This window comes from Roseovarius sp. M141, from assembly GCF_024355225.1.
GTDB lineage: Bacteria > Pseudomonadota > Alphaproteobacteria > Rhodobacterales > Rhodobacteraceae > Roseovarius.
Genome location: NZ_VCNH01000008.1, coordinates 863,778 through 885,797, shown reverse-complemented (window position 1 = coordinate 885,797; position 22,020 = coordinate 863,778). Strand labels below are relative to the sequence as shown.

At 65.9% G+C, this 22,020-nt stretch carries 23 protein-coding genes and 1 riboswitch; of the genes, 7 read left to right on the top strand and 16 right to left on the bottom strand.

All coding sequences use genetic code 11. From position 1 onward, the window contains the following. Nucleotides 1-13: 13 nt before the first annotated feature. Genes cobA through cbiE form a run of 5 tightly spaced genes read right to left on the bottom strand, consistent with a single transcriptional unit; the run spans nucleotide 14 to nucleotide 4,394 of the window. Entirely contained in the window at nucleotides 14-733 is a 720-nt protein-coding gene (gene cobA, locus FGD77_RS08430; RefSeq protein WP_255008469.1) for a uroporphyrinogen-III C-methyltransferase, read from the bottom strand. Continuing rightward, the gene (locus FGD77_RS08425) at nucleotides 730-2,046 is read right to left on the bottom strand and encodes a cobyrinate a,c-diamide synthase (protein WP_255008467.1); all 1,317 of its coding nucleotides are present in this window, start codon (nucleotides 2,044-2,046) and stop codon (nucleotides 730-732) included. Before FGD77_RS08425 ends, cobA begins: the two co-directional genes overlap by 4 nt. Continuing rightward, nucleotides 2,039-2,833, bottom strand: coding sequence for a precorrin-4 C(11)-methyltransferase (cobM, locus tag FGD77_RS08420; protein WP_255008466.1), 795 nt, complete (start codon nucleotides 2,831-2,833; stop codon nucleotides 2,039-2,041). Before cobM ends, FGD77_RS08425 begins: the two co-directional genes overlap by 8 nt. Then, nucleotides 2,830-3,198, bottom strand: a complete 369-nt coding sequence (locus FGD77_RS08415) for a cobalamin biosynthesis protein (RefSeq protein WP_255008463.1) — start codon at nucleotides 3,196-3,198, stop codon at nucleotides 2,830-2,832. The genes cobM and FGD77_RS08415 overlap by 4 nt, the downstream gene beginning before the upstream one ends. Further along, the gene (gene cbiE / locus FGD77_RS08410; RefSeq protein ID WP_255008460.1) at nucleotides 3,195-4,394 is read right to left on the bottom strand and encodes a precorrin-6y C5,15-methyltransferase (decarboxylating) subunit CbiE; all 1,200 of its coding nucleotides are present in this window, start codon (nucleotides 4,392-4,394) and stop codon (nucleotides 3,195-3,197) included. Before cbiE ends, FGD77_RS08415 begins: the two co-directional genes overlap by 4 nt. On the opposite strand from cbiE, the gene FGD77_RS08405 reads away from it, so the two are divergent. Continuing rightward, nucleotides 4,393-5,148, top strand: coding sequence for a cobalt-precorrin-6A reductase (locus FGD77_RS08405; protein ID WP_255008459.1), 756 nt, complete (start codon nucleotides 4,393-4,395; stop codon nucleotides 5,146-5,148). The genes cbiE and FGD77_RS08405 overlap by 2 nt on opposite strands. On the opposite strand, the gene cobJ is transcribed toward FGD77_RS08405, so the two are convergent. The 7 genes from cobJ to FGD77_RS08370 are packed head-to-tail and all read right to left on the bottom strand — an operon-like array spanning nucleotide 5,121 to nucleotide 13,122. Continuing rightward, nucleotides 5,121-5,873, bottom strand: coding sequence for a precorrin-3B C(17)-methyltransferase (cobJ, locus tag FGD77_RS08400; protein ID WP_255008457.1), 753 nt, complete (start codon nucleotides 5,871-5,873; stop codon nucleotides 5,121-5,123). The two genes, FGD77_RS08405 and cobJ, sit on opposite strands and share 28 nt — an antisense overlap. Beyond that, nucleotides 5,870-6,613 (bottom strand): precorrin-2 C(20)-methyltransferase, encoded by a 744-nt coding sequence (cobI, locus tag FGD77_RS08395; protein WP_255008455.1) that lies wholly within the window; start codon nucleotides 6,611-6,613, stop codon nucleotides 5,870-5,872. The genes cobJ and cobI overlap by 4 nt, the downstream gene beginning before the upstream one ends. Next, nucleotides 6,610-7,239 carry a precorrin-8X methylmutase gene (locus FGD77_RS08390; RefSeq protein WP_255008453.1) on the bottom strand — a complete coding sequence of 210 codons (630 nt, stop codon included), beginning with the start codon at nucleotides 7,237-7,239 and terminating at the stop codon, nucleotides 6,610-6,612. Before FGD77_RS08390 ends, cobI begins: the two co-directional genes overlap by 4 nt. Continuing rightward, nucleotides 7,236-8,369: a cobalamin biosynthesis protein CobG gene (locus FGD77_RS08385; protein ID WP_255008451.1), complete on the bottom strand. Its 1,134-nt coding sequence runs from the start codon at nucleotides 8,367-8,369 to the stop codon at nucleotides 7,236-7,238. The genes FGD77_RS08390 and FGD77_RS08385 overlap by 4 nt, the downstream gene beginning before the upstream one ends. Beyond that, on the bottom strand, nucleotides 8,366-11,671 hold the full coding sequence (cobN, locus tag FGD77_RS08380; RefSeq protein ID WP_255008449.1) for a cobaltochelatase subunit CobN: 3,306 nt from the start codon (nucleotides 11,669-11,671) through the stop codon (nucleotides 8,366-8,368). Before cobN ends, FGD77_RS08385 begins: the two co-directional genes overlap by 4 nt. A gap of 4 nt (nucleotides 11,672-11,675) precedes the next feature. Then, the gene (cobW, locus tag FGD77_RS08375; protein WP_255008448.1) at nucleotides 11,676-12,734 is read right to left on the bottom strand and encodes a cobalamin biosynthesis protein CobW; all 1,059 of its coding nucleotides are present in this window, start codon (nucleotides 12,732-12,734) and stop codon (nucleotides 11,676-11,678) included. Next, nucleotides 12,727-13,122 carry a DUF1636 domain-containing protein gene (locus FGD77_RS08370; protein ID WP_255008447.1) on the bottom strand — a complete coding sequence of 132 codons (396 nt, stop codon included), beginning with the start codon at nucleotides 13,120-13,122 and terminating at the stop codon, nucleotides 12,727-12,729. Before FGD77_RS08370 ends, cobW begins: the two co-directional genes overlap by 8 nt. A 94-nt stretch (nucleotides 13,123-13,216) precedes the next feature. Next, nucleotides 13,217-13,425: riboswitch (cobalamin riboswitch) on the bottom strand. A 210-nt stretch (nucleotides 13,426-13,635) separates the two neighbouring features. Here FGD77_RS08370 and FGD77_RS08365 point away from each other — a divergent pair. Next, nucleotides 13,636-14,862, top strand: coding sequence for a glutathionylspermidine synthase family protein (locus FGD77_RS08365; protein ID WP_255008446.1), 1,227 nt, complete (start codon nucleotides 13,636-13,638; stop codon nucleotides 14,860-14,862). Nucleotides 14,863-14,909: 47 nt separating this feature from the next. Further along, nucleotides 14,910-15,491: a DUF1190 domain-containing protein gene (locus tag FGD77_RS08360; protein ID WP_255008445.1), complete on the top strand. Its 582-nt coding sequence runs from the start codon at nucleotides 14,910-14,912 to the stop codon at nucleotides 15,489-15,491. Nucleotides 15,492-15,559: 68 nt separating this feature from the next. Here the strand turns inward: FGD77_RS08360 and FGD77_RS08355 are convergent, their stop codons facing one another. Together FGD77_RS08355 and FGD77_RS08350 are read right to left on the bottom strand one after the other, a co-directional pair. Beyond that, the gene (locus FGD77_RS08355) at nucleotides 15,560-16,054 is read right to left on the bottom strand and encodes a YidB family protein (protein WP_255008444.1); all 495 of its coding nucleotides are present in this window, start codon (nucleotides 16,052-16,054) and stop codon (nucleotides 15,560-15,562) included. A 39-nt stretch (nucleotides 16,055-16,093) separates the two neighbouring features. Then, entirely contained in the window at nucleotides 16,094-16,351 is a 258-nt protein-coding gene (locus FGD77_RS08350; protein WP_255008442.1) for a GlsB/YeaQ/YmgE family stress response membrane protein, read from the bottom strand. A gap of 444 nt (nucleotides 16,352-16,795) precedes the next feature. Here FGD77_RS08350 and FGD77_RS08345 point away from each other — a divergent pair, with 444 nt between their 5' ends. Beyond that, the gene (locus FGD77_RS08345; RefSeq protein ID WP_255008440.1) at nucleotides 16,796-17,296 is read left to right on the top strand and encodes a DUF2244 domain-containing protein; all 501 of its coding nucleotides are present in this window, start codon (nucleotides 16,796-16,798) and stop codon (nucleotides 17,294-17,296) included. An 87-nt stretch (nucleotides 17,297-17,383) separates the two neighbouring features. Here the strand turns inward: FGD77_RS08345 and FGD77_RS08340 are convergent, their stop codons facing one another. Further along, nucleotides 17,384-17,848 carry a GatB/YqeY domain-containing protein gene (locus FGD77_RS08340; RefSeq protein WP_255008438.1) on the bottom strand — a complete coding sequence of 155 codons (465 nt, stop codon included), beginning with the start codon at nucleotides 17,846-17,848 and terminating at the stop codon, nucleotides 17,384-17,386. Between FGD77_RS08340 and FGD77_RS08335 the strand changes: the two genes are divergently transcribed. The 3 genes from FGD77_RS08335 to FGD77_RS08325 all read left to right on the top strand — a co-directional run bounded on the left by FGD77_RS08335 (nucleotide 17,847) and on the right by FGD77_RS08325 (nucleotide 21,289). Beyond that, entirely contained in the window at nucleotides 17,847-17,978 is a 132-nt protein-coding gene (locus tag FGD77_RS08335) for a hypothetical protein (RefSeq protein ID WP_255008436.1), read from the top strand. The genes FGD77_RS08340 and FGD77_RS08335 overlap by 2 nt on opposite strands. 141 nt (nucleotides 17,979-18,119) lie before the next feature. Next, a complete protein-coding gene (carA, locus tag FGD77_RS08330; RefSeq protein ID WP_255008435.1) occupies nucleotides 18,120-19,283 on the top strand; it encodes a glutamine-hydrolyzing carbamoyl-phosphate synthase small subunit in 1,164 nt (387 codons plus the stop codon). 80 nt (nucleotides 19,284-19,363) lie between these two features. Further along, entirely contained in the window at nucleotides 19,364-21,289 is a 1,926-nt protein-coding gene (locus FGD77_RS08325; RefSeq protein WP_255008431.1) for a glycosyltransferase, read from the top strand. A 9-nt stretch (nucleotides 21,290-21,298) separates the two neighbouring features. Here FGD77_RS08325 and FGD77_RS08320 read toward each other — a convergent pair whose 3' ends face one another. Continuing rightward, nucleotides 21,299-21,943, bottom strand: coding sequence for a GntR family transcriptional regulator (locus FGD77_RS08320; RefSeq protein ID WP_255008429.1), 645 nt, complete (start codon nucleotides 21,941-21,943; stop codon nucleotides 21,299-21,301). Nucleotides 21,944-22,020: the final 77 nt, after the last annotated feature.

The following is a 22,020-nucleotide window of genomic DNA, read 5'->3' as shown; positions in this document are numbered from 1 at the left end:
CGCAAAGACTAAATCATCCCTCGGCAAGCGGACCGTAGAGGATCAGCGCTGGCGTCTCGCCTATTTCACTGCTCAGCCGGTCAGCCAGCGCCGCGACGCTCATCCGCGTCAGGCGCTGATCGGAACCACTGACATCCTCGGCCAGAAGCGCGGGGGTATCGGCGGGCAACCCGTGGGCATGCAGCGTCTGATACAGTTTTGGAAACGTCCGTTTCCCCATGAAAACGACGGTCGTTGCCATCGGATCGGCCAGCGCTTGCAGGTTCATATCCTGCGGCAGCTGACCGCTGATGTCATGGCCGGTGACAAATTGCACGCGCCGCGCGGTCAGGCGGCGGGTCAGCGGGATGCCCGCGGCGGCGGCGGCGGCAATGGCCGACGGCACGCCGGGAATGATCTCATAGGGAATGCCCGCCTCGCGCAACGCGATCAGTTCTTCCTCCAGCCGCCCGAACAGGCCGCTGTCACCGGATTTCAGCCGCACGACACGCTGATCGATCTGCGCATATTCAACCAGCAGACGGCTGACATGGTGCTGACGCGGCGATGCCCGCCCTGCCCTTTTGCCCACACCGATCAGGTCGGCGCCGCTGCGCGCATGGCTCAGGATCGGCCCCGAGGACAGATCGTCGAACAGCACCGCATCGGCGCGTTTCAAACGGTCCACCGCCTTCAGGGTCAATAGCTCGGGATCGCCGGGGCCGGACCCGACAAAGCTGACGAAACCGGTCATGCCTCCTCCTCCGCCGTGATAAGGTGAAAGAACGTGCCCGAGACATGACCGCGATACGACCCCGTTTCCGGCACCGGGTTGCCATCGGCATCGCCCACGGCCGCCAGCGGCGCATCGGGCTGTTCCAGAATGGTGGAGTAGTGGTACTCATGCCCGCGCAACCGGGCGCCGGGCGCGTGCCCCGGCAGGGGCGCATGCAGCACTGCCTGCCGGTAGCCCAGATGAAATTTGCGTTTCTCATAGCTGGTGACGAGGCCCAGCAGCCCGGCCATCGCGTGGCGCTGTCCCTCCTTGTCGATCAGCGCCGCGCCCAGTGCCATGTAGCCACCACATTCACCATGCACGGGCCGCGTTTCGGCGTGATGCCGCAGGCCGGTGCGGAAAGTATTCGCCGCCGCCAGCCGACCTGCGTGCAGTTCGGGATAACCGCCCGGCAGCCAGACCAGATCGGCGCCGGGGTCCGGCGCCTCATCCGCCAGCGGCGAAAACGGCAGCACCTCGGCCCCCGCCGCGCGCCAGCCTTCGACCAGATGCGGATAGGTGAACGAAAACGCCGCATCCTGCGCCAGCGCGATCCGCTGCGCGGGCGGCGGGGGCAACCTGCCGCCCTGTCCCGCGCCCTTGCCGCGAGCCGCCGATTTGATCGCGTCTATATCGACGTGTTCGCGCAGGAACGTGGCATAACCTGTGATAGCGGCCTCCAGATCGGGATGCTCGACCGCCTGAATGAGGCCCAGATGCCGCTCGGGCAATGTCAGATCACCGCGCCGTGGCAGGGCGCCCAGCACTGTCAGCCCGGCCTTTTCCATGCCCAGCGCCGTCAGACGTTCATGCCGGGGCGACGCAACCCGGTTCAGGATCACACCGGCAAACGGCACATCCGGGTTATACATCCTGAATCCCAGCGCCGCCGCTGCCGCCGATTGCGCCTGTCCGCTGACGTCGACGACCAGCACCACGGGCCAGCCCATGCGCAACGCCGTTTCGGCGCTGGTGCCAAAGCCGCTTTGCCCGCGCGTGGCGACCCCGTCATAGAGACCCATCGACCCTTCGGCGACGCAGATCTCGGCGCCCTTGGCCTGCGCCGCGATGGCGTTCAGCAGCCCGTCGCCCATCGCCCATGTATCGAGGTTGAACGACGCGCGCCCGGCGGCGGCCAGATGAAACGCCGGGTCGATGTAATCGGGCCCCGATTTGAACGGCTGCACCCGCATCCCATCATCGGCCAGCGCACGCAACAGGCCCAGCATCACCGTCGTCTTGCCCGTCCCCGAGGACGGGGCCGAGATCATTATGCCGGGTGCATCACTCATCGCTGTCGCTCCACCCGGCCCAAGGGCTGTTCGCGCTTTGCGGTCTGTAGCGGCGGTCGTAATCCTTGGCGTAAAGGCAGCTTTCCGCGAACCCCTCCCCACCCAAGGCAGGCCCGACGAGGATCAGCGCGGTGCGCGTGATCCCCGCGTCCAGCCGCCCGGCAATGTCGGCCAGAGTGCCGCGAATGATCCGCTGATCCGGCCAGGAGGCGCGAAATACGATGGCGACGGGGCACTCCGCGCCATAGGCGGGCGTCAGGCTGTCTGTCACATGGGCCAGGTTCTGGATCGACAGATGGATCGCCAGCGTCGCCCCGGTGGCGGCGAAATTAACCAGCGTCTCGCCCTCGGGCATCGAGGATGCCCGCCCCGGCGTGCGCGTCAGCACCAGCGATTGCGCAAGGCCGGGCAGCGTCAGCTCCGCCCCCAGCGCGGCGGCGGCGGCGGCAAAGGACGGCACGCCCGGCGTGACCGACACCGGGATGTCCAGGGCGTGCAGGCGGCGGATCTGCTCGCCCATCGCGGACCAGACCGACAGATCCCCCGAATGCAGCCGCGCGACATCCTGACCGGCGCCGTGCGCGCGTTGCATTTCGCCAATGATCGCATCCAGATCCATCGACGCGGTGTTCACGATATGCGCGCCCTCGGGGCAGTGGCTCAGGATTTCCTCCGGCACCAGCGATCCGGCGTAGAGGCACACCGGGCAGGATGCGATCAGATCGCGCCCCCGCAACGTCAACAGGTCCGGCGCGCCGGGACCTGCACCGATGAAATGAATGGTCATTGTCCGTCTCCTTCTGCGATAGCGCAGCTCGCCATGCGATCGGGTGAAATGTGCCGCGCCGCGATCAGCCGCGCGCCGGGGCCGGCAGCCGCCAGCGCCGCCGCCTCGGCCACGCTGCCGGTGCCATGGGCGGCTTGTGAGGGGGGGGATCGTGTCAGTGTCGTTTGGGCCCTCAGACGCTGGGGCGGCACCGCATGGATATTTAGGCCCATCTCATCCGCCAATGCCTGCAACGCTATGCTGTGTTCCTTGCCAGCCGCAGTTGCCAGCAGATCGGGATCCGGCCCGCTATATGCCAAGCCGAGCGCCGCGCGCAGGCTGTCCAAACCGGCGCTTGCGCGAAATCCGAACCCCGCGACGATCATAGCGTCGCGCTCCACTGGACAACCGGGTAACTGGCCTTCCAGCCACGTTTTGTCCCCAGCGGCGCGGCCTGCGCCAGTTCGATGCGCAGCAACTCGCCGCCCAGACGCGCGTGGGCGTGGGCCAGCAGCGCTTCGGTCTCCAGCGTCACGGCATTGGCGACGATCCTTGTACCGCCGGGCAGATGCGCCTCCAGCCAGTCCAGCAGCGCTGGCGTCAGCCCGCCGCCGACGAATACCGCATCGGGGCGCGGCAGATCTGCCAGCGCGTCCGGCGCCGCGCCCTGCACGACATTCAGGCGATCCGCGCCCAGCCGCGCGGCGTTCTGCGTGATCCGCGCCGCGCGATCCCCGCGCGGCTCGATCGTGGTGGCGCTGACGCTGGGATGCGACAGCAGCCACTCGATCCCGATAGACCCCGAGCCGCCGCCGATGTCCCACAGATGTTGAAACGGGCGCGGCGCCAGCGCCGACAGGGTCAGCGCCCGAACCGACCGCTTGGTCATCTGACCGTCACTGTCGAACCACGCATCGGGCCGACCGCTGGCCAGCGGCAGCGCATCGCCCGCGCCGCGCACCTGAACCGCCGCGCAGATCGGGTGGGCAAACTCAACACTCGGGACATCCGCCGCCGTGCCATCCGTGCGCCGCTCGCGGGGGCCGCCCACGGCCTCGTGGATGACCAGATCGGACGCGCCGAACCCGGCATCGACAAGGTACTCGGCCAGATCCCGCACCGCCGCCCCATCGCGCAGCAGCACGATCATCCAAACGCCAGCGGCAAGCGCCGGCCGCAGCCGGGCAAGGGGCGCGGCATGCAGGCCAAAGCATTCCGTGCGCTCCAGCGACCAGCCCATGCGCGCCGCCACCAGCGAGAAGGTCGACGGCCCGGGCAAGGCCATCCATTCGCCTGGCGCCAGATGCTGCGCAATACTGCTACCCGCGCCGAACCAGAACGGATCACCCGATGCCAGCGCCACAACGCGCCGCCCGCGCAGGGCAAGAAGCTGTGCAATCCCATCCGCGAAGGGCACGGGCCACGCAATCCGCTCGGCCTTTAGATCCGGCAGCAGTCCCAGATGCCTTGGCGGCCCCATCACGATTTCCGCCGCCTCCAGCGCGGCAAGGCTTGCGCGCGCCAACCCGTCCGGCGCATCTTCGCCCAATCCCACGATGGTCAGCCACGGAGCGTCAGCCATGCATGAAAACCTTCTGGTGTTGGGCGGCACGAGTGAGGCCACCGCACTTTGCCAAGCCCTGAGCGCAGCGGGTATTCGCGCAACCGTCTCCTTGGCGGGCCGGGTTGCGCGGCCCGTGCGCCAGCCGCTGCCGCAGCGCGTGGGGGGCTTTGGCGGTGTGGCGGGGTTGGTGCGCTACCTGCAAAATCACGCAATCACCCACGTCGTGGATGCAACACACCCCTTTGCCGCGCAGATGAGCGCCAATGCCGTGGCCGCCTGCGCCGCAGCGCGTGTGCCCCTGATCGCGCTGACCCGCGCGCCCTGGCAGGCCGGGCCGGGTGATCGCTGGACGCATGTGCCCGATATTGCTGGCGCCGTCGCGGCGCTGGACCGCGCGCCCGCCCGCGTCATGCTGGCCGTCGGGCGCATGCAACTGGCTGAATTTGCGCCCAATCCGCAGCATTTCTACCTGCTGCGCCTGATCGATGCGCCCGATGCGCCGCTGCCCTTTGCCACCTGCGACATCGTGCAGGATCGCGGCCCGTTCAGCGTTGCGGGCGATCTGGCGCTGATGCGCGACTACCGGATCAACCTTGTCGTTTCGAAAAACTCCGGCGGCACCGGCGCCGCCGCCAAGATCACGGCGGCGCGCGATCTGGGCCTGCCCGTCATCATGATCGACCGCCCCGCCATTCCAGCGCGGCCCGAAGCACATTCGGTGCCCGAGGTGCTGGCGTGGCTGGTTCATTCCGGCACCGACCGGGGGGTATAAACAAAGGGCGCGCCGTCACGCGTGATCAGCCGCGTGGTCGATGTGCCGACCAGCACCATGGTGCGCATGTCGGCCATTTCAGGGCGCGCATCGGGCAGCGCCACGACGCGGATCGCCTCTTCGGCGGTCGACACGGCACGGGCAAAGATCACCGGGCGGGCGTCGCGGCAGGACTCATTGAGGATCTCCAGAACACGGGCGAACCCTTTGGGGCGCGCCTTGGACCGGGGATTATAGAACGCCATGGCAAAATCGGCCTCGGCGGCAAGGCGCAGACGCTTTTCGATCAGCGCCCAGGGCTTCAGATTGTCGCTGAGGTTGATGGCGCAGAAATCATGGCCCAAGGGCGCGCCGACGCGCGCGGCAGCGGCCAGCATGGCGGTAATGCCCGGCAACACCTCGATGTTCAGGTTGCGCCATGCGGGCGGCCCGGACTCGACTGCCTCGAACACAGCCGCCGCCATGGCGAACACCCCTGGATCACCCGACGATACCACGACGACGCGGCGGCCCTCTGCCGCCATTTCCAGCGCGTGGCGCGAACGGTCCAACTCGACCCGGTTATCGCTGGGATGCAGCGTCAGGCCCGGACGGGCGGCAATGCGCGCCACATAAGGAATGTAGCCGACCACATCCGTCGCCTGCTCAAGCGCGGCAGTGACCTGCGGCGTCACCAGATCCCCGGCGCCTGGCCCCAGCCCCGCGATGACCAGCGAACCGCTCATGGGCGGCGTCCGTTGCCATGCACCAGCACGATTGAGAAATACGGCGTCATGCGGCCCTCGGCCTGCGACAATTTCTGCACGGCCTGACCTTCCATGCTGGCATATTCCACCAGCCACGCGTCGTCATATTTGCCCGCCCGGTGCAGGGCGCGGCGTACCTTGTCGATGTTGCGGCCGATCTTCATCACCACCAGCGCGTCGGCGGCTTCCATGTGGCGAACCAGCTCATCCTCGGGCAAGGTCGCCATCAGCACGCTCAGCACGTCGTCGCCCCATGTGATCGGCCGCCCCGAGGCCGTCCATGCCGCCGACATACCGGTAGTTGCGGGAACCACCTGCACCGGCACGTCGTCCTTGAGCCGCGTATACAGATGCATGAACGAGCCGTAAAAGAACGGATCGCCCTCGCACAGCACCACAACATCCTCGCCGCGCGCGGCCAAGCTGCGCAAATGGGCGGTGCAATCCGTGTAAAAGGCCGAAAGGGCGGCATTGTAGCCGGGATGCGCCAGCGGGATTTCGGTGGTGACGGGATATTCCATGGCAAATTCCACGACGCCTGCGGGCAGCATCCCCTCGACCATGCCGCGCGCGCGGCCTGAACGCCCTTGCTTGCGAAAGAATGCGACATGGCGGGCACTGGTGACGAGCCGGTGGGCGCGCACGCTCATCAGGTCCGGGTCGCCGGGGCCGAGGCCGATGCCGTGAATCGTGCCGGTGGTCAGGGCCGCGCCGCTCATTCTGCGCGACTCGCAATGGCGTTGATCGCGGCGACGGTGATGGCGCTGCCGCCCAGACGCCCCTCGACGATGCAGCACGGCACCGGCTGATCTGCCCAGAGCGCATCCTTGCTCTCGCGGGCGCCGACAAATCCGACGGGGCAACCGATGATCGCCGCAGGGCGCGGGCAGGCCGGATCCTCCAGCATGTTCAGCAGATGAAACAGCGCGGTCGGCGCGTTGCCGATGGCCACCAGCGCGCCCTCCAGATGCGGCCTCCACAGTTCCAGCGCGGCGGCGGAACGGGTGTTTGACATCTCGCGGGCAAGGTCCGGCACGGCGGGGTCCCAGAGCGTGCAGATCACCTGATTTTCGGCAGGCAGGCGGGTGCGCGTCACACCCTCGCTGACCATGCGGGCGTCGCACAGGATCGGCGCGCCGGCATCCAGCGCAGCGCGGGCGGCGCGGGCAAAATCCGGCGACAGGCGCACGTCGCGCTCCAGCCCGACCATTCCGGCGGCGTGGATCATGCGCACGACGATCGGCTCTTCGTCGGCGCTGAAGCGGGCCAGATCCGCCTCGGCGCGGATCATGGCGAAGGATTGCGCGTAGATCGCGGCGCCATCGGTCTGATAGGTATAGCTCATTTCAGTGCGCTCACTTCGGCCAGAATGTCATCGGGGCTGAGTCCGTATTGCTCAGGGGTGTTCTCTACGCAGCCTTGGCGCAGCATGTCAAAGCGTCCCTCACGCCCGATCAGCGTCACATCCGCCGCCCGCTTGCGTGCGCAGCCCTTGGAGCAACCCGAGACATGCAGCGTGCCGGTGACATGGGGCGCAAGGCGACGCGCAAGGGCGCGTGTCGGGACGGTCGCCGAGGGGCAGTAGGGCGCGCCGGGGCAGGCATCGACGCGCATCAGCGGATCGTCCGGGTCGGTGACGAAAGCGGGTTCATCGGGGGGGGCGCCGCCCTCCAGAAACAGGGTGCGCCATGGGGTGACGCGAATGGCGGCCAGCCCCTGCGCCCTGATCACCCGCGTCAATGCCGCGGCATCGACATGGCCGAACGCGGCCCCGATCATCGCACCGTTCGCCTGCACGCCGATCTGAGGCCGCTGTGCAGGCGGCAAGAGCGGCGTATCGCACCACTCCGGCGGCAGGGGCGCCGCAGCGACGACGCGCGCCATGCGGCGGTGGTCCGGCGTGATATGGTCTGCCAGCCAGTGCGCCATTTCGATCAGCGCGGGGATTGCGCTGTCTTCGCTGACCGCGCGCCCCGCCGCCGCACCATCCGCGCGCAGGATCAGGCCGGAGGCCGCGCGCTCGATCCGCAGATCAGCGCTGTCTGCGGTCAGCACCGGACCGGCGCCGCAATCGATGGCAAAGCCGACCTTGGCGGGCAGATCCGGCAGGTCTGACAGGCGCGCCAGCAACGCCAGCGTGAGGCGACGAACGATGTCCCCCTCCTGCCAGAACGGCGAGACCAGAATGTTGCGCCGCTCCTCCAGCGCCGGATCGGCATCCAGCAGGCCCAGATCGCCCAAGCTGTGCAAAAGCGCGGCATGATCGCCCTCGGCCACGCCGCGAATTTGCAGATTGGCGCGGTTCGTCAGGTCCAGATAGCCATGACCATAGCGCCGGGCCAGATCGCACAGGCCCAGCGCCTGCGCCGCCTCAAGCCGCGCCAATCGCGGGCGGATGCGCACGACCAGCCCGTCGGCAGCCAACATCGGGCGATGTGCGCCGGGGCACCAGCCCTTGATCTGCGGCGCGCTCATGCGCCTGGCCCCAGCGCGGCCATCACCGAATTGCGCCGCGTCTGCCACAGCCCCGCCTCCAGCAGCGCGGCAAACCGCGCCTGCATCGCGCCGTGCGCCTCGGGGTTGGCGTCTTGCAAAAACCCGTCGGTTTCCGGATCACCCAGCGTCGCGTCATGGTAGAGATCAAACAGATACGTCGGCACCACCCCGGCCAGATGCGCGAAACTGGCCATGTGATCCAACGTCGCCGCAATCTCGGCCGCACCGCGAAAGCCGTGCTGTTTCATGCCGTCGATCCAACCGCCATTGGCAGCGCGGGCGCGCACGACACGGGCGATTTCCTCAGATAGGTCGCGCGCACGCGGGCGCTCGGGGTCGGTATTGTCCAGATGATAGAGGGCAGCCTTGCCACCTGTCACAGCCTGCGCCGCGGCAAATCCCGCCTCATGCGCGGCATAATCGCTGGCCAGCAGCAGGTCAGTTTCGGGCAAATCCTGCGGATGCACGAAACTATCGGCGCGTGCCACGCGGGCGCGGATGCCTGCGCCATCCTTGGTTGCCGCCTCGCCGTCCAGCGCCCAGGTGCTGGCATCGAGCCACGCCAGCCCCGCCTTTTCGCGGCCTGCGGCGCTGTAGTCGTCCAGCGCCGCCCCCATGCCAAGGCCGAACTGACCCGGCGCCGGGCCGTAGACGCGCGCCAGATCGCTGTGGCCGGCATAGGGGTTCCAGTCCGGCGCCTCGTCGCGGTCTGCCAGTGCGCGCACCGCTTGGGCAAACAGTGCCGACAGCGTCGGAAACACGTCGCGGAACAGACCCGAGACGCGCAGGGTGACATCGATGCGCGGGCAGTCCATTTCGGCCAGCGGCAGCACCTCGATGCCCGAAACACGCTCGGAGCCGGCATCCCAGACGGGGCGCACGCCCAGCAGATGCAGCGCCATGGCAAATTCCTCGCCCGCCGTGCGCATCGTGGCCGAGCCCCACAGATCGACGATCAGGCCGCGCGGCCAGTCGCCCTCGTCCTGCAAATGGCGTCGGATCAGCTCATCGGCCAGCCGCACGCCCTGCGCATAGGCGGCGCGTGTCGGCACCGCGCGCGGATCAGTGGTGAACAGGTTGCGCCCCGTCGGCAGCACATCGCGCCGTCCGCGATAGGGCGACCCGGAGGGGCCGGGTACGATCCGGCGCCCCGCCAGCGCGTCCAGCAGCGCCTGCCGCTCGGCCGCCACCGACTGCGCGGTGGCAAAGGGCGCCGCGCCGCGCGGCGCGCGGCCCCAGATATGCAGACCTTCGCCAAACTGGCTTTCCTTGATGTCGCAGACGAAACGGTCGATTCGCGTGATCGCCTCGGCGCTGCATCCGGCGCGGTCAAGGCCCAGATCCTCCTCCAGCCCCTGCGCCTGCGCCTCAGCGCGGATATCACCCTGAAGGCGGTCGCGGCGACGCGGGTCAAGGCCGTCAGCGTTGGAAAACTCGTCCAGCAATGCCTCAAGCCGCGCCAGCCGCTCAGGCGTGCCGCTGCTGCGCAAGGGCGGCGGGATATGCCCCAGCGTGACCGCGCCAATGCGCCGCTTGGCCTGCGCGGCCTCGCCGGGGTCGTTGACGATGAAGGGGTAAATGACGGGCAGCGCGCCGGTCAGAACCTCGGGCCAGCATGTGCCGGACAGCGCCACCGACTTGCCCGGCAGCCATTCCAGCGTGCCATGCGCACCGATATGGACCAACGCGTCAGCATGGCATTGCAGCCACAGGTAAAAGGCCACGTAGGCATGGCGCGGTGTGCGGACCAGATCGTGATAGCTGTCCTCGCGGCCCTTGGGCGTGTCACGCTCGGGCTGGAGCGCGATCCATGATTTGCCGCGCGGGGCGGCGGCGAAGTGGAATGCGCCGTCATGAGCGTCGGGGTCATCCTCGGGTTCGCCCCACACCTCGGCCAGCGTTTTGCGCAACTCTTCGGGTAGCTTGGCCAACGCCGCCTTGTAGTCGTCCAGCGGCCAGACCGTGCTGCGCGCCAGCAGCGCCTCCTGCAAGGGCGCGCCCCCTGCCCCGATGTCGTACCCGGCGCCGCGCAGATCGCTCAGGATTGCCTCGGCCGATTGCGGCGCGTCCAGACCGACGGCGTGGCCCATGTTCCAATCCTTGCCGGGATAGGTGGACAGCACCAGCGCAACCCGCCGCTGCGTTGCCGGTGTCGCCGCCAGCCGCGTCCAGCCCTGAACGCGGTCGGCAATCGCCTCGATCCGTCCCGCCTCGGCGCAGTGGGCAAAGCGGGAATATTGCAGATGTGCGTCGCGCTTGCCCGGATCCTTGAAGCTGGCGACGCCGCCCATGATGCGCCCGTCCACCTCGGGCAGGACCACATGCATGGCAAGGTCCGCAGGCGACAGGCCCCTTTCGGCCTCCGCCCACGCCTTGCGCGTGGAGGTGGCCAGCGCGATCTGGAATACCGGCACATCTGCGGCATCGAGCGGGGACGTGCCGCCCTCGCCCTTGCCGGAAAAGGCGGTGGCGTTGACGATGGCCGCAGGGGCCAGATGCGCCACCTGACGGCGCAACCAGCCCGCCGCCTCGGATGCCTTCAGCGACGGCGCAAAGAGCGCGATCACATCAAAGCCGCGCGCCCGAAAGGCGGCGAACAGCGCCGTGATCGGCGCAAGGTCGGCGGCAACCAGATAGGAGCGATAAAAGACGATCAGGATGCGCGGCGCGTCTGTCAAAGCGGGCGCAGACCCCAGTGCGAAAACCGGGCAGCACGCGCCCTGCTCGGGCATCCACGCCCCCACCTGCGGCAGCGATTTCGCGCCGCGTACCGGACCAGCATAAAGCCCCGCCGCCAGCGACATCTGCGCCAGCGCCGCCTGCGCCGCTATGGCGCCGCCAGTATCGCACAAATGTGCCAGCCGCCGCAGCGTGGATTTCGGCAAGGTCGACAACGCGTCCAGCCGCGCATCAGGCCGCCCATCGGCGGGCAGCACAGCCAGCGCGATACCTTTTTGCTGCGCCAGGGCGCGGATCTGTTGCAGACCGTAGGGCCAATAAGGCACGCCGCCGATCAGGCGGATCAGAATGCCCTTTGCCCCGCTCAGCGTTTGCTCGACATAGGTATCGACCGACAAGGGATGCTTGAGCGCCACGATATTGGCCAGCCGGAGCGTGGGCAGCCGCCCCTCGGGACCGCCGCCGCGATGCCAGCCCTCCGCAAAAGCACCAAGGTCGGAATCCGACAGCGACAGCACCACCAGATCTGCGGCGTCCTGCCCCAGATCGGTGGGTGTCTCGGTCTCTTCCAGCCCGTGGCTTTCGCGGAAAACAACATGCATGGCGTTACTCGGCTGCTTGGGCGCGCGCGGTGCCCAGTGCGGCGTGGATCACGCCTGCGTCGATATTGTCATGCTCGGCAATGACCACCAGCCGCCCGGCGCGCGCCTCGCCCGGTGCCCACGGGCGGTCGAACTGGTGACGCACCCGCGCGCCGACAGCCTGCACCAACAGGCGCATCGGCTTGCCTGTGACGGCGGCATAGCCCTTGATCCGCAGGATGTTGTGATCGTTGGCCAGCCCCTCGATGGCGCGGACCAGATCGGTGGGGTCGGTGACTTCGGGGATGTCCACGACGATGCTTTCGAAATCGTCATGCTCGTGATCGTCGGCGCCGTCGTGATGCGACGGGCGCGCGTCTATATCGTCCTCGGCGGCGGCCTCCAGCCCCAGAATGACACGCGGATCTATCATGCCCTCGGCCACTTCGATCACGGGGATCGGGCGCGGCGCTTCGGCGGCGATGATCGCCTTGGCGCGGGCCACGCCCTCTGGGCCGGCAAGGTCGGGCTTGGTCAGAAGGATGATATCGGCGCAGGAAATCTGATCCTCGAACACCTCCGACAGGGGCGTTTCGTGGTCGATGCTGTCGTCAGCTGCGCGCTGCGCGTCCACGGCCGCCACGTTCGGCGCGAAACGGCCCGCAGCGACCGCCTCGGCATCGGCCAGCGCGATCACGCCGTCGACGGTGATCTTGGAACGGATTTCGGGCCAATCAAACGCCTTGAGCAGCGGTTTGGGCAGGGCCAGCCCCGAGGTTTCGATCAGGATATGATCGGGGCGCGGATCCAGCGCCATCAGCGCCTCGATCGTGGGGATGAAATCATCGGCAACGGTGCAGCAGATGCAGCCATTCGCCAGTTCCATGATGTTCTCGGCAGGGCAATCGGGGATCGCGCAGGATTTCAGAATGTCGCCGTCGACGCCGACATCCCCGAATTCGTTGACGATCACGGCCAGGCGTCTGCCGCCCGAATTCTGCATCAACTGGCGCACCAGCGTGGTCTTGCCCGAGCCGAGAAAGCCGGTGATGACGGTGACGGGCAGTTTTGCAAGATCAGACATTCGAGGTCTCCAGTGGGGGAAGTCGGGCGACGCAGTTGCGCTTGAAATGTTCGGGGCGTTCGCGCCACGGGATCAAACCGTCGGCGGTGGCGTGATAGCGGGCGGCGCCGTCAAGGATCATGGCCGGGTCCGCCACCTCATCGACATTTGCGAAAACATAGGCCCAACGCGCCCCGCCGCGCAGCGCAACGGTGCAACCGTGATTGCAGTTCTGCAAACAATCGACCGGCGTCACGCGCACGCCCTCGGGCAGCACCATAGCGCCCAGCGCGTCAAACAGCGCCTGCCCCGGCCAACGATCATCGGACGGAAGCTCGCGGCCACGCCGACATTTGACGCAAACCAGCAATTCTGTAGGATTTGGCGGCGTTTCTGCCTGATCTTTCATGGATCTCGGCCCCATATGTCATGGGACGCGGGCAAGGGTGGCGAGGACACTCCAGATGCCGGAGTCGCCCCGACACCGGAAGCACCCCGTCCGGTTTCGTCGTCATGTGTCTGGCAGGTCTCCCGGCTTGCGGATTCAGGGCTGGTGGCCCTGCGGTCGATCTGCCTTCCCGGCATATGCCAGTGGCGCTGATCGGCCTTTCCGCTCACGGTCGCGGGGGCGGCTGCGCTTGACCGCGACGCATCGCGATTGCACATTCCCTTTTCACCTGCCGAGGCAGGCACCAACACACCCGCAGCTTTCGCCGAATCCCGACAGCCTGTCAAGCTGAAGCCCCCCGACCTAGCCGAACGCGCTGGCCCATCTGGCGACCGGCGAAATCTGGCCGAAGGCGCCGCGCGGTGGCAGTGCGGATGCGCGCACGCACGATATCCCCTGCGCAAGAATACCAAGTCTGGCTGCCACGCTGAAAACCATCTAAACGGGATCCAAGATCTGACAAGGAAGAGCCGAATGCAGAAAATCACGCTGCCCGAAAGACCGCATTGGCGCGACCATGCCCGCGAAGTCGGCTTTACCTTTGCCGATATGCACGGCGAACCCTACTGGGACGAAACCTCGGCCTATGCCTTTTCTCTGGATCAGATCGAGACCGATCTTGAGGATCCCGCAACCGAGCTTCATGCGATGTCCCGCGAGGCGGTGGCCAATATCGTCGCTGACGAGGCGCTCATGGACCGCCTTGCCATTCCCGAAAAACATCGCGACCTGATCGCCGAAAGCTGGCGGCGCGGCGATCCTGAAATCTATGGCCGTTTTGATTTTGCCTATGACGGCAAAGGCCCGGCCAAGCTGCTGGAATATAACGCCGATACCCCAACCTCGCTGTATGAAAGCGCCGCGTTTCAGTGGCAATGGCTGGAGGATCAGCTCGCCGCTGGCGTGCTGCCCGAGGGATCGGATCAATTCAACGGCATTCACGAGGCGCTTGTCGCGCGGTTCGGCGCGGTGTTTGAACCCGGAAGCGATCTGCATTTCACCGCCGTCGGCGGCAATCCCGAAGATTACGGCACAGTCGAGGCGATGGGCTGGGCCGCGCGCGAGGCAGGGCTTGGGGCACATTACTGTGATCTGGACAAGATCGCGCTCAGCGAGGACGGCCAGTTTCTGGATGACGAAGATCGCGTCATGGGGGTGCTGTTCAAGCTCTACCCTTGGGAAGACCTCTTGCGCGATGAGTATGCCGATCACATCGCCGGATCGCGCTGCCTGTTTCTGGAACCGGCATGGAAGGCGCTTTTGTCCAACAAGGGGCTTTTGCCGGTGCTTTGGCAAATGTTCGAAGGCCACCCCAATCTGCTTCCTGCGTTTTTCGAGCAGGACATCGGCGACGCCATCGCAGGTCAGGGTACGGCCTGCGCAAATGTAGCCGATGCTTTTGACCGCGCCGGGGCGCAGCTTGTGGCGGGCCATGTGTCCAAACCGATCCTGTCGCGCGAAGGCGCCTCGGTTACGATCGTCAAATCAGGCGAGATCGTGGAGCAAGCCCAGAACACCGAATACGCCCAGCATCCCCGGATCATTCAGGCCTATTCCCCCCTGCCCCAGTTTGATGGCTTTCGTCCGGTAATTGGGGCATGGATCGTGGGCGAGGCTTGCGCCGGGATCGGTATTCGCGAAGACCGCTCGCGCATCACGCAGGATCTATCGCGGTTCAAGCCGCACTATATTACCGGATGAACCCACCCGCTGCTTTTCGCCCTCTCTATCCAAAAGGTAAGATTGTCATGACCAAACGCTCCAACCGTGTCGCCATCACGATCCTCGGCGCTGCCGCCTTCACGCTGGCCGGGTGCCGCGAAGAACAGGTGGACGCCGCAGCCTTCCCGGATCTGCAAAGCTGCACCAGCGAGGCAACGAATGGCGGGCTGTTTTCCGTTCAGGATTGCGAGGCGGCCTTTGCCGACGCCCAGACGCTGCATGTCGAAGCGGCCCCCCGTTACGACAGCGTCGAGGTGTGCGAAGAACAGCACGGCGTCGGCGCCTGTAGCACCGAACAGGCCGCAACGCCGGGCGGCTCGGGCAGCATCTTCATGCCCCTTCTGGCGGGGTATCTGATCGGCAATATGCTGAGTGGGCGTTCGGGAATGTCAGCTGGGCAGCCGCTGTATAAAACCGCGGACGGGCGGTTCACGAATGCCGCGCGCTCCAGCGCATATTCCGGTAACAAGGGCGCTGCCAAACTCAGTACGTCGCAATTCACCCGCCCGGCATCGACCGTCGGCAAGGCCCCGATGAACCGGGCCGCCGCAACTTCGCGCGGTGGTTTCGGCAAGGCCGGTGGCGGGCGCACGGGCTTTGGCGGTTAAGCAATGAGGTCGTCGCCCGGCAGAACGTCGTCGCACCATCATGGGATCATGGGCGTTCAGCTGGCGCGCTATCCGGTCTGCCGTGGCAGTTGCCCCTGAGGCGTGTATTGATCCACCGCGCCGGGCAGGTCGCGAGAGAGACGTTCCAGCAATTCCTCGCGTGACAGACCGGTATGCTCGGTCAGCTCTGCGAGAGTGTCGGAGCCGATCGCCTGTTCAAGATCGCGGGGGGCAACGTTTCTGTTCGGCCCCGTACCCATCCAGGACTCCACGGTCTCGGACTGGCCGCTCTGTCCAAAGCGTTCGGACAGTTCTGCCAGCGCACCTCCGAGAAGGCCGTCACTGCCTGCGTCGCCAAAGAATTTGCCCAGCAGACCTTCAAGGCCCGATGGGGGTTCCGGACTGCGCTCTGTCGCGCCGCCGGGCGCGTCGGCGAGACGTTCGCCGCCAGCGCCACCTCCACGGTTCGCGAGCATCTGCGATATCTTGTCACGGTTCTGGTAGCCCGCCACGGCCAGAAGGCCAAGGAGCGCGGTCATAGAGGGAAAGCCGCCTCGTGCCATGATGAATCCTTTCTGTGGGTTGTGAATTTTCCAGGTTCGTCAGGAGTCGCGGCTGCGCAAGAAAGCACCCCAGACCAGCAGCACGATCACCGCGCCGACAATGGCGCCGATAAATCCCGCGCCCTCACCTGCACTGTACCATCCCACGGCCTGACCCAACCAAGTCGCGACGAAAGCCCCCACAATGCCGAGAATGGTGGTCAAAATGAAACCGGAGGGTTCATTGCCTCCCGGAGTGATAAACTTTGCGATGATGCCGGCGACAAAGCCGATGATGATGGTCCAGATAATTCCCATTGGGATCTCCTTGATTGCGCGGACTGCGGGGCGACCGCAGGGTGGCGCCCCCTGCGGTCAACATGCAAATCAAACATTCGCGTATGCAGCTATAGTGCCCGTTCGCTACAGCCTAACGACGCAAACAAGGCGCTGGTTCCGCGCATCCGTCGTATAAGTTTACGGGGGGGCATCATGCGGCGCGGGCGCGAGGATGCGGCGTTGATCCGGTATGCTGTCTGCCTGCACCAACAGTTACCGTACCTTGCGACGCCACATATCCAGATAGCATTTCTTGGGCTGGCACTGTAGTTGGCGGGCAAAGATGCCGGTGTCATGCGTGATGACAGGGGGCCGGAATGGAGTGTTCATGCTGCCGGACATCAGTTGACTAACCGCACTCCTTGACCGCTGCGACGCGCCGGGACACTTTTCATCACCGCCAACCAACTTAGATTGACTGTCATGCCCTACGAATGGTCCCTTCCCGCCTCTGATCAGGGCGCTCAACGGCTGGATTTGTGGCCCCATCAGTCACTGCCGCGGCGCGGCTTTGCGTGGTTCATGCTGGCAACGTCGGTGATGATCTCGATCCCGCTGTTTGCGCTGCTCGGCACGGCCGTGCTGTGGGGGCTTTTGCCATTTCTGGCAGGGACCGTTGTCCTTTTATGGTGGGCGCTGGAGCACAGCTATCGCGCAGGCAGACTGCACGAGGCGCTGATCATAGACGATTGCGAAGTGCATCTGACACGGACGAGCCCGCAGGGCGATGTGAAGACCTGGGATTGCAACTGCTATTGGGCGCAGGCGCAGATCTATCCATCGGGTGGGCCGGTGGCGCATTACATCACCCTGCGCGGCGCAGGCCGCGAGGTGGAGCTGGGCGCGTTTCTGTCCGAGGACGAGCGCAAGACCTTGTATGGAGAGTTGCGCGGCGCTCTTGGTCGCGCGCGCGCCAAGTGCTGACCGGAACGATACGGGTCGGCGGTGGATTTTTGAGTATTTTCAGAACGATGAAAGCCGGGCAATAGGCAGCCGACAGTCAGCAGCGCTTTAGCAAAGACGGTCCTTGATACGGGGACCGACGGCGCCGAAATCCATCTGGCCGGCGTATTTCGCCTTGAGCGTACCCATGATCTTGCCCATGTCGCGAATCGACGTCGCGCCGGTTTCCGCGACGGCCTGTTCGATGGCGGCGTCGACTTCGGCCTCCTTTAATTGACGGGGCAGGAATTCGGCGATGATGGCGACCTCGGCCTCTTCGCGCTCGGCCAGATCGATGCGGCCGCCCTCCTCGTAGGCGCGCACGGATTCCCGTCGCTGCTTGGTCATCTTGCCCAGAATGGCGAGAACGTCATCGTCGTTCAGCGCGACTTCGCCGCCCTTGGCGCGCTCGGCGATTTCCTGATCCTTGATGGCGGCGTTGATCAGCCGCAGGGTTGCCAGACGCGGGGCATCCCGGTCACGCATGGCCTGTTTCAGGGCCGCATCGACCCGTTCGCGCAATGTCGTATCCATGTCCATCCTCACAGTCGTGACCCCGGCCGATGATCCGGCCCCTGTCACAACCTTCGATCCCTATACAAATGGGGCGTCGCTGGCAACCAAGGGTAGCCGGATGCCCCCGCGTCATGTGCGACTACCCTGACGGCGCCTGACACTTGACCGTTCCCGCGCGCAGGTCGAGGTCAATTTGCGCTTCAACTTATACTCGAAACGCTTTAGGTTCGCGCAGATTTTGCCCCCACCTTCCAGATATCCCGTCATTCCAGATCACCGGAGAGCCGCCATGCCCCATGCGCCCCAGCCCCGCCCCACCGCCTGCCTTGCGCTGGCCGATGGCACGTTGCTTTATGGACGCGGTTTCGGCGCCACCGGTGAAGTCGTGGCAGAGCTCTGCTTTAACACCGCGATGACCGGCTATCAGGAAATCATGACCGACCCCAGCTATGCGGGCCAGGTCGTGACGTTTACCTTTCCCCATATCGGCAACACCGGCACCTGCCCCGAGGATGACGAAACCGCAGACCCCGTCGCCGCCGGCATGGTCGTCAAGTGGGACCCGACCGAGCCCAGCAACTGGCGCAGCACCCAGCGGTTACAGGATTGGCTGGCCCAGCGCGGGCGCATCGCGATTGGGGGCGTCGACACGCGGCGCCTGACCCGCGCAATTCGCCAGCAGGGTGCACCGCACGTTGCGCTGGCGCATGATCCGGACGGCAATTTCGACACCGATGCGTTGATCGCCAGGGCGCGCGGGTTCGCCGGGCTGAAGGGGCTGGATCTGGCCAAGGACGTCACCTGCGCGCAATCCTACCGCTGGGACGAAATGCGCTGGGCCTGGCCGGATGGGTATCCGCGCCAGACCGATGCCAAGTACAAGGTCGTCGCCATCGACTACGGCGCCAAGCGCAATATCCTGCGCTGCCTCGCCTCGGCGGGCTGTGACATCACCGTTTTGCCCGCAACCGCGACGGCAGAAGACGTGCTGGCGCACAAGCCTGACGGCGTATTCCTGTCGAACGGCCCCGGCGATCCCGCGGCGACGGGCGTCTACGCCGTGCCGGTGATCAAGGATCTGCTGAACGCCGATATCCCGATCTTTGGCATCTGCCTCGGCCATCAGATGCTGGCGTTGGCGCTGGGCGCCCAGACCGTCAAGATGGGGCACGGCCACCATGGCGCCAACCATCCGGTCAAGGATTACACCACCGGCAAGGTCGAGATCACGTCGATGAACCACGGCTTTGCCGTAGACGGCCAAAGCCTGCCCGACGGCGTGGAAGAGACGCATGTTTCGCTGTTCGATGGGTCGAACTGTGGCATCGCGGTCAAGAATCGCCCGGTCTTTTCGGTGCAGCACCACCCCGAGGCCAGCCCGGGACCGCAGGACAGCTTTTACCTGTTCGAACGGTTTGCAACGTCGATGTCCCTGAAAACAGCCGTTTCCTGACGCCCGTTAAGGAAATCTTCACGTTCCATTAACACCAATGGACGAACCTTTACGCCAAGAGTGAGGGCGGAAGGTATCTTATGGGCATCTCGGAACTGCGAGAGCTGGACACGCAGTCCTGGCATGGCGTCCGCAGACGGGGCACCGGGCCGCAGGGCAGTGATCTGTGTGATCTGGGCCGCTATCTGGTGCGGACCGGGGTGATTTCCCGTTCGGACGCCGAGCTGGCACAGATCGTTCAGGCCCATTGCGATGCGCCGCTGCATCGCGTGCTGCTGGCCGAAGGGCTGGTGGATGCGCCCGACATCCTGAACGCTCAAGCCACGCGCGCAAACCTGCGTCTGGCGACGCCCCAGGAATTGGCGCACGGTGCCGAATTGCCGGATGGCGTGGATGCCCGCCATCTGATCAAAACCACGCAAGCGCCGCTGCGAGGCGCGGATGGTCAGCTGCGGCTGGCGGTGGACAGCCCCGATACACGTGCAGCCAATGACAATCTGCCCGGCGGCCTGCACGATCTGCCGCGCATCATCGCGCCGCGCCGCGCCATCCAGACCTCAGTCGCCCAAAGCGCCCGCAGCCGCCTGACCATCGATGCACAGACCCGCACCCCCGAGCAGGAAAGCTGCCGCACCTGGAGCGCCTCGCCCGCGCGGCGCATTTTGCTGGCGCTGGCCGCGATGGTGGTCTGCATTGCGCTGACCGCGCTGTATCCGGCCACGGTCTTTGTCGGCTTGGTCGGCTGGGCCACGCTGACGTTGATTCTGTCGGCCACGCTGAAAATGGCGGCGGTCTGCGCGCGTGTCGCCATGGGCCCGCTCGAAGGGGTACAACCTCCGCTCCCGTCCGGCGCCAGACTGCCCAAGGTTTCGATCCTCGTGCCGCTGTTCCGCGAGACCGAGATCGCCCATGCGCTGATTACCCGGCTGACCCGGTTGACCTACCCCAAATGCTTGCTCGACGTCATTCTGGTGCTTGAGGAAAAGGACGACACCACACGGCAGACTCTGGCCGAGATCGACCTGCCGCCCTGGATGCGCGCCGTCGTCGTCCCCGATGGCCAACCCCGCACCAAACCGCGGGCGATGAACTATGCGCTGGATTTTTGCGAGGGCGACATCGTCGGCATTTTCGATGCCGAAGACGCGCCGGACCCCGACCAGATCACCCAGATCGCCCGCCGGTTTCAGGCCGCCCCGCCCGACGTGGCCTGCCTTCAGGGCGTCCTCGATTACTACAACCCGCGCCAGAACTGGCTGGCGCGCTGTTTCACCATCGAATACGCGACATGGTTCCGCGTCATGCTGCCCGGTATGGCACGACTGGGCTTTGCCATTCCGCTGGGCGGCACAACACTGTATTTCCGGCGCGACGCGCTGGAGGCCCTCGGCGGCTGGGACGCGCATAACGTCACCGAGGATGCCGATCTGGGCTTTCGTCTCGCCCGGCACGGCTATCGCACCGAAATGATCGGCACCGTCACCGGGGAAGAAGCGAATTGCCGTCCCTGGCCGTGGGTCAAGCAGCGATCGCGCTGGCTCAAGGGCTATATGACGACGTACCTGGTGCATATGCGCCGGCCCCTGACGCTGCATCGCCAGCTTGGCACGTGGCAATTCTGCGGATTTCAGGCGCATTTCGTGGCGGCGCTGTCGCAATTCCTGCTGGCGCCGTTCCTGTGGTCGTTCTGGCTGGTGGTGTTCGGGCTACCGCATCCGCTGGACTCGATTCTGCCCCAGACAACGCTGGCGCGGTTCGGCCAGCTGTTTCTGGCGGTCGAGTTCCTGAATATCGGCTTTTACATGCTGGGCGTGTCGGGACGTCAGCACCGGCATTTGCTGCTATGGGCACCGACGATGCATCTGTACACGCCGCTGGGCACCATTGCGGCAATCAAGGCGCTGTATGAGATGATCGTCGCGCCGTTCTATTGGGACAAGACCAGCCATGGCCATTCGCTAACGAGGTCGGCGAAAAAGGCGGGGGCGCCGATCCGCACACCTTAGCCCGGAGCATCACAGGATCGACTCAACCTCACCCGATTCCAGCCGCAGCCGCGTCATGAACGCCTTTGATATATGCGCCTTGAGCGCGTCATGCGCGGCGCGGGCATCGCCCGCCTCGATCGCGGCGACGATGGCCTCGTGTTCGGCAATCGCCACCTCGCCCCGGCCCTCGGCGGCCAGCGACGTCGTCGCCATCAGCGCCATCGACCGATGGACAAGGTCCAGTTGCTGCACCAAAAACCGGTTATGCGAGGCCAGATGGATCTGCTTGTGAAACCGCCGGTTGGCGCGCGCCATCAGATCGGGCCGGCCAATCAGGGCGCGGTCATGTTCGACCATGCCGCGCAGCACCGTCACCTCTTCGGGGGTGGCATGGCGCGCGGCAAGGCTGGCGGCCAGCCCCTCAAGCTCGGCGCGCACGACGTATAGCTCGGCGCGCTGGTTGTGATCCAGTGATGCCACGATCAGGCTGCGCCCGTCGCGCGCCACCAAAGACTGCGTCTCAAGCCGTTGCAGCGCCTCGCGAATCGGTGTGCGCGACACGCCGAACCGCTCGGCCAGATCGCTTTCGACCAGACGGTCGCCGGGCTTGAACATGCCCATGTCGATCGCCTCGAGGATCAGGGCATAGGCGTCGGTCGGGGCGGGTTTCATGGCGAGGTTTCCGGTCATCTGAAAGGGTCGCCAGACCCTAGGGGCGCCGGGCGGGCCAATCAAGCCCGCGCATGTTG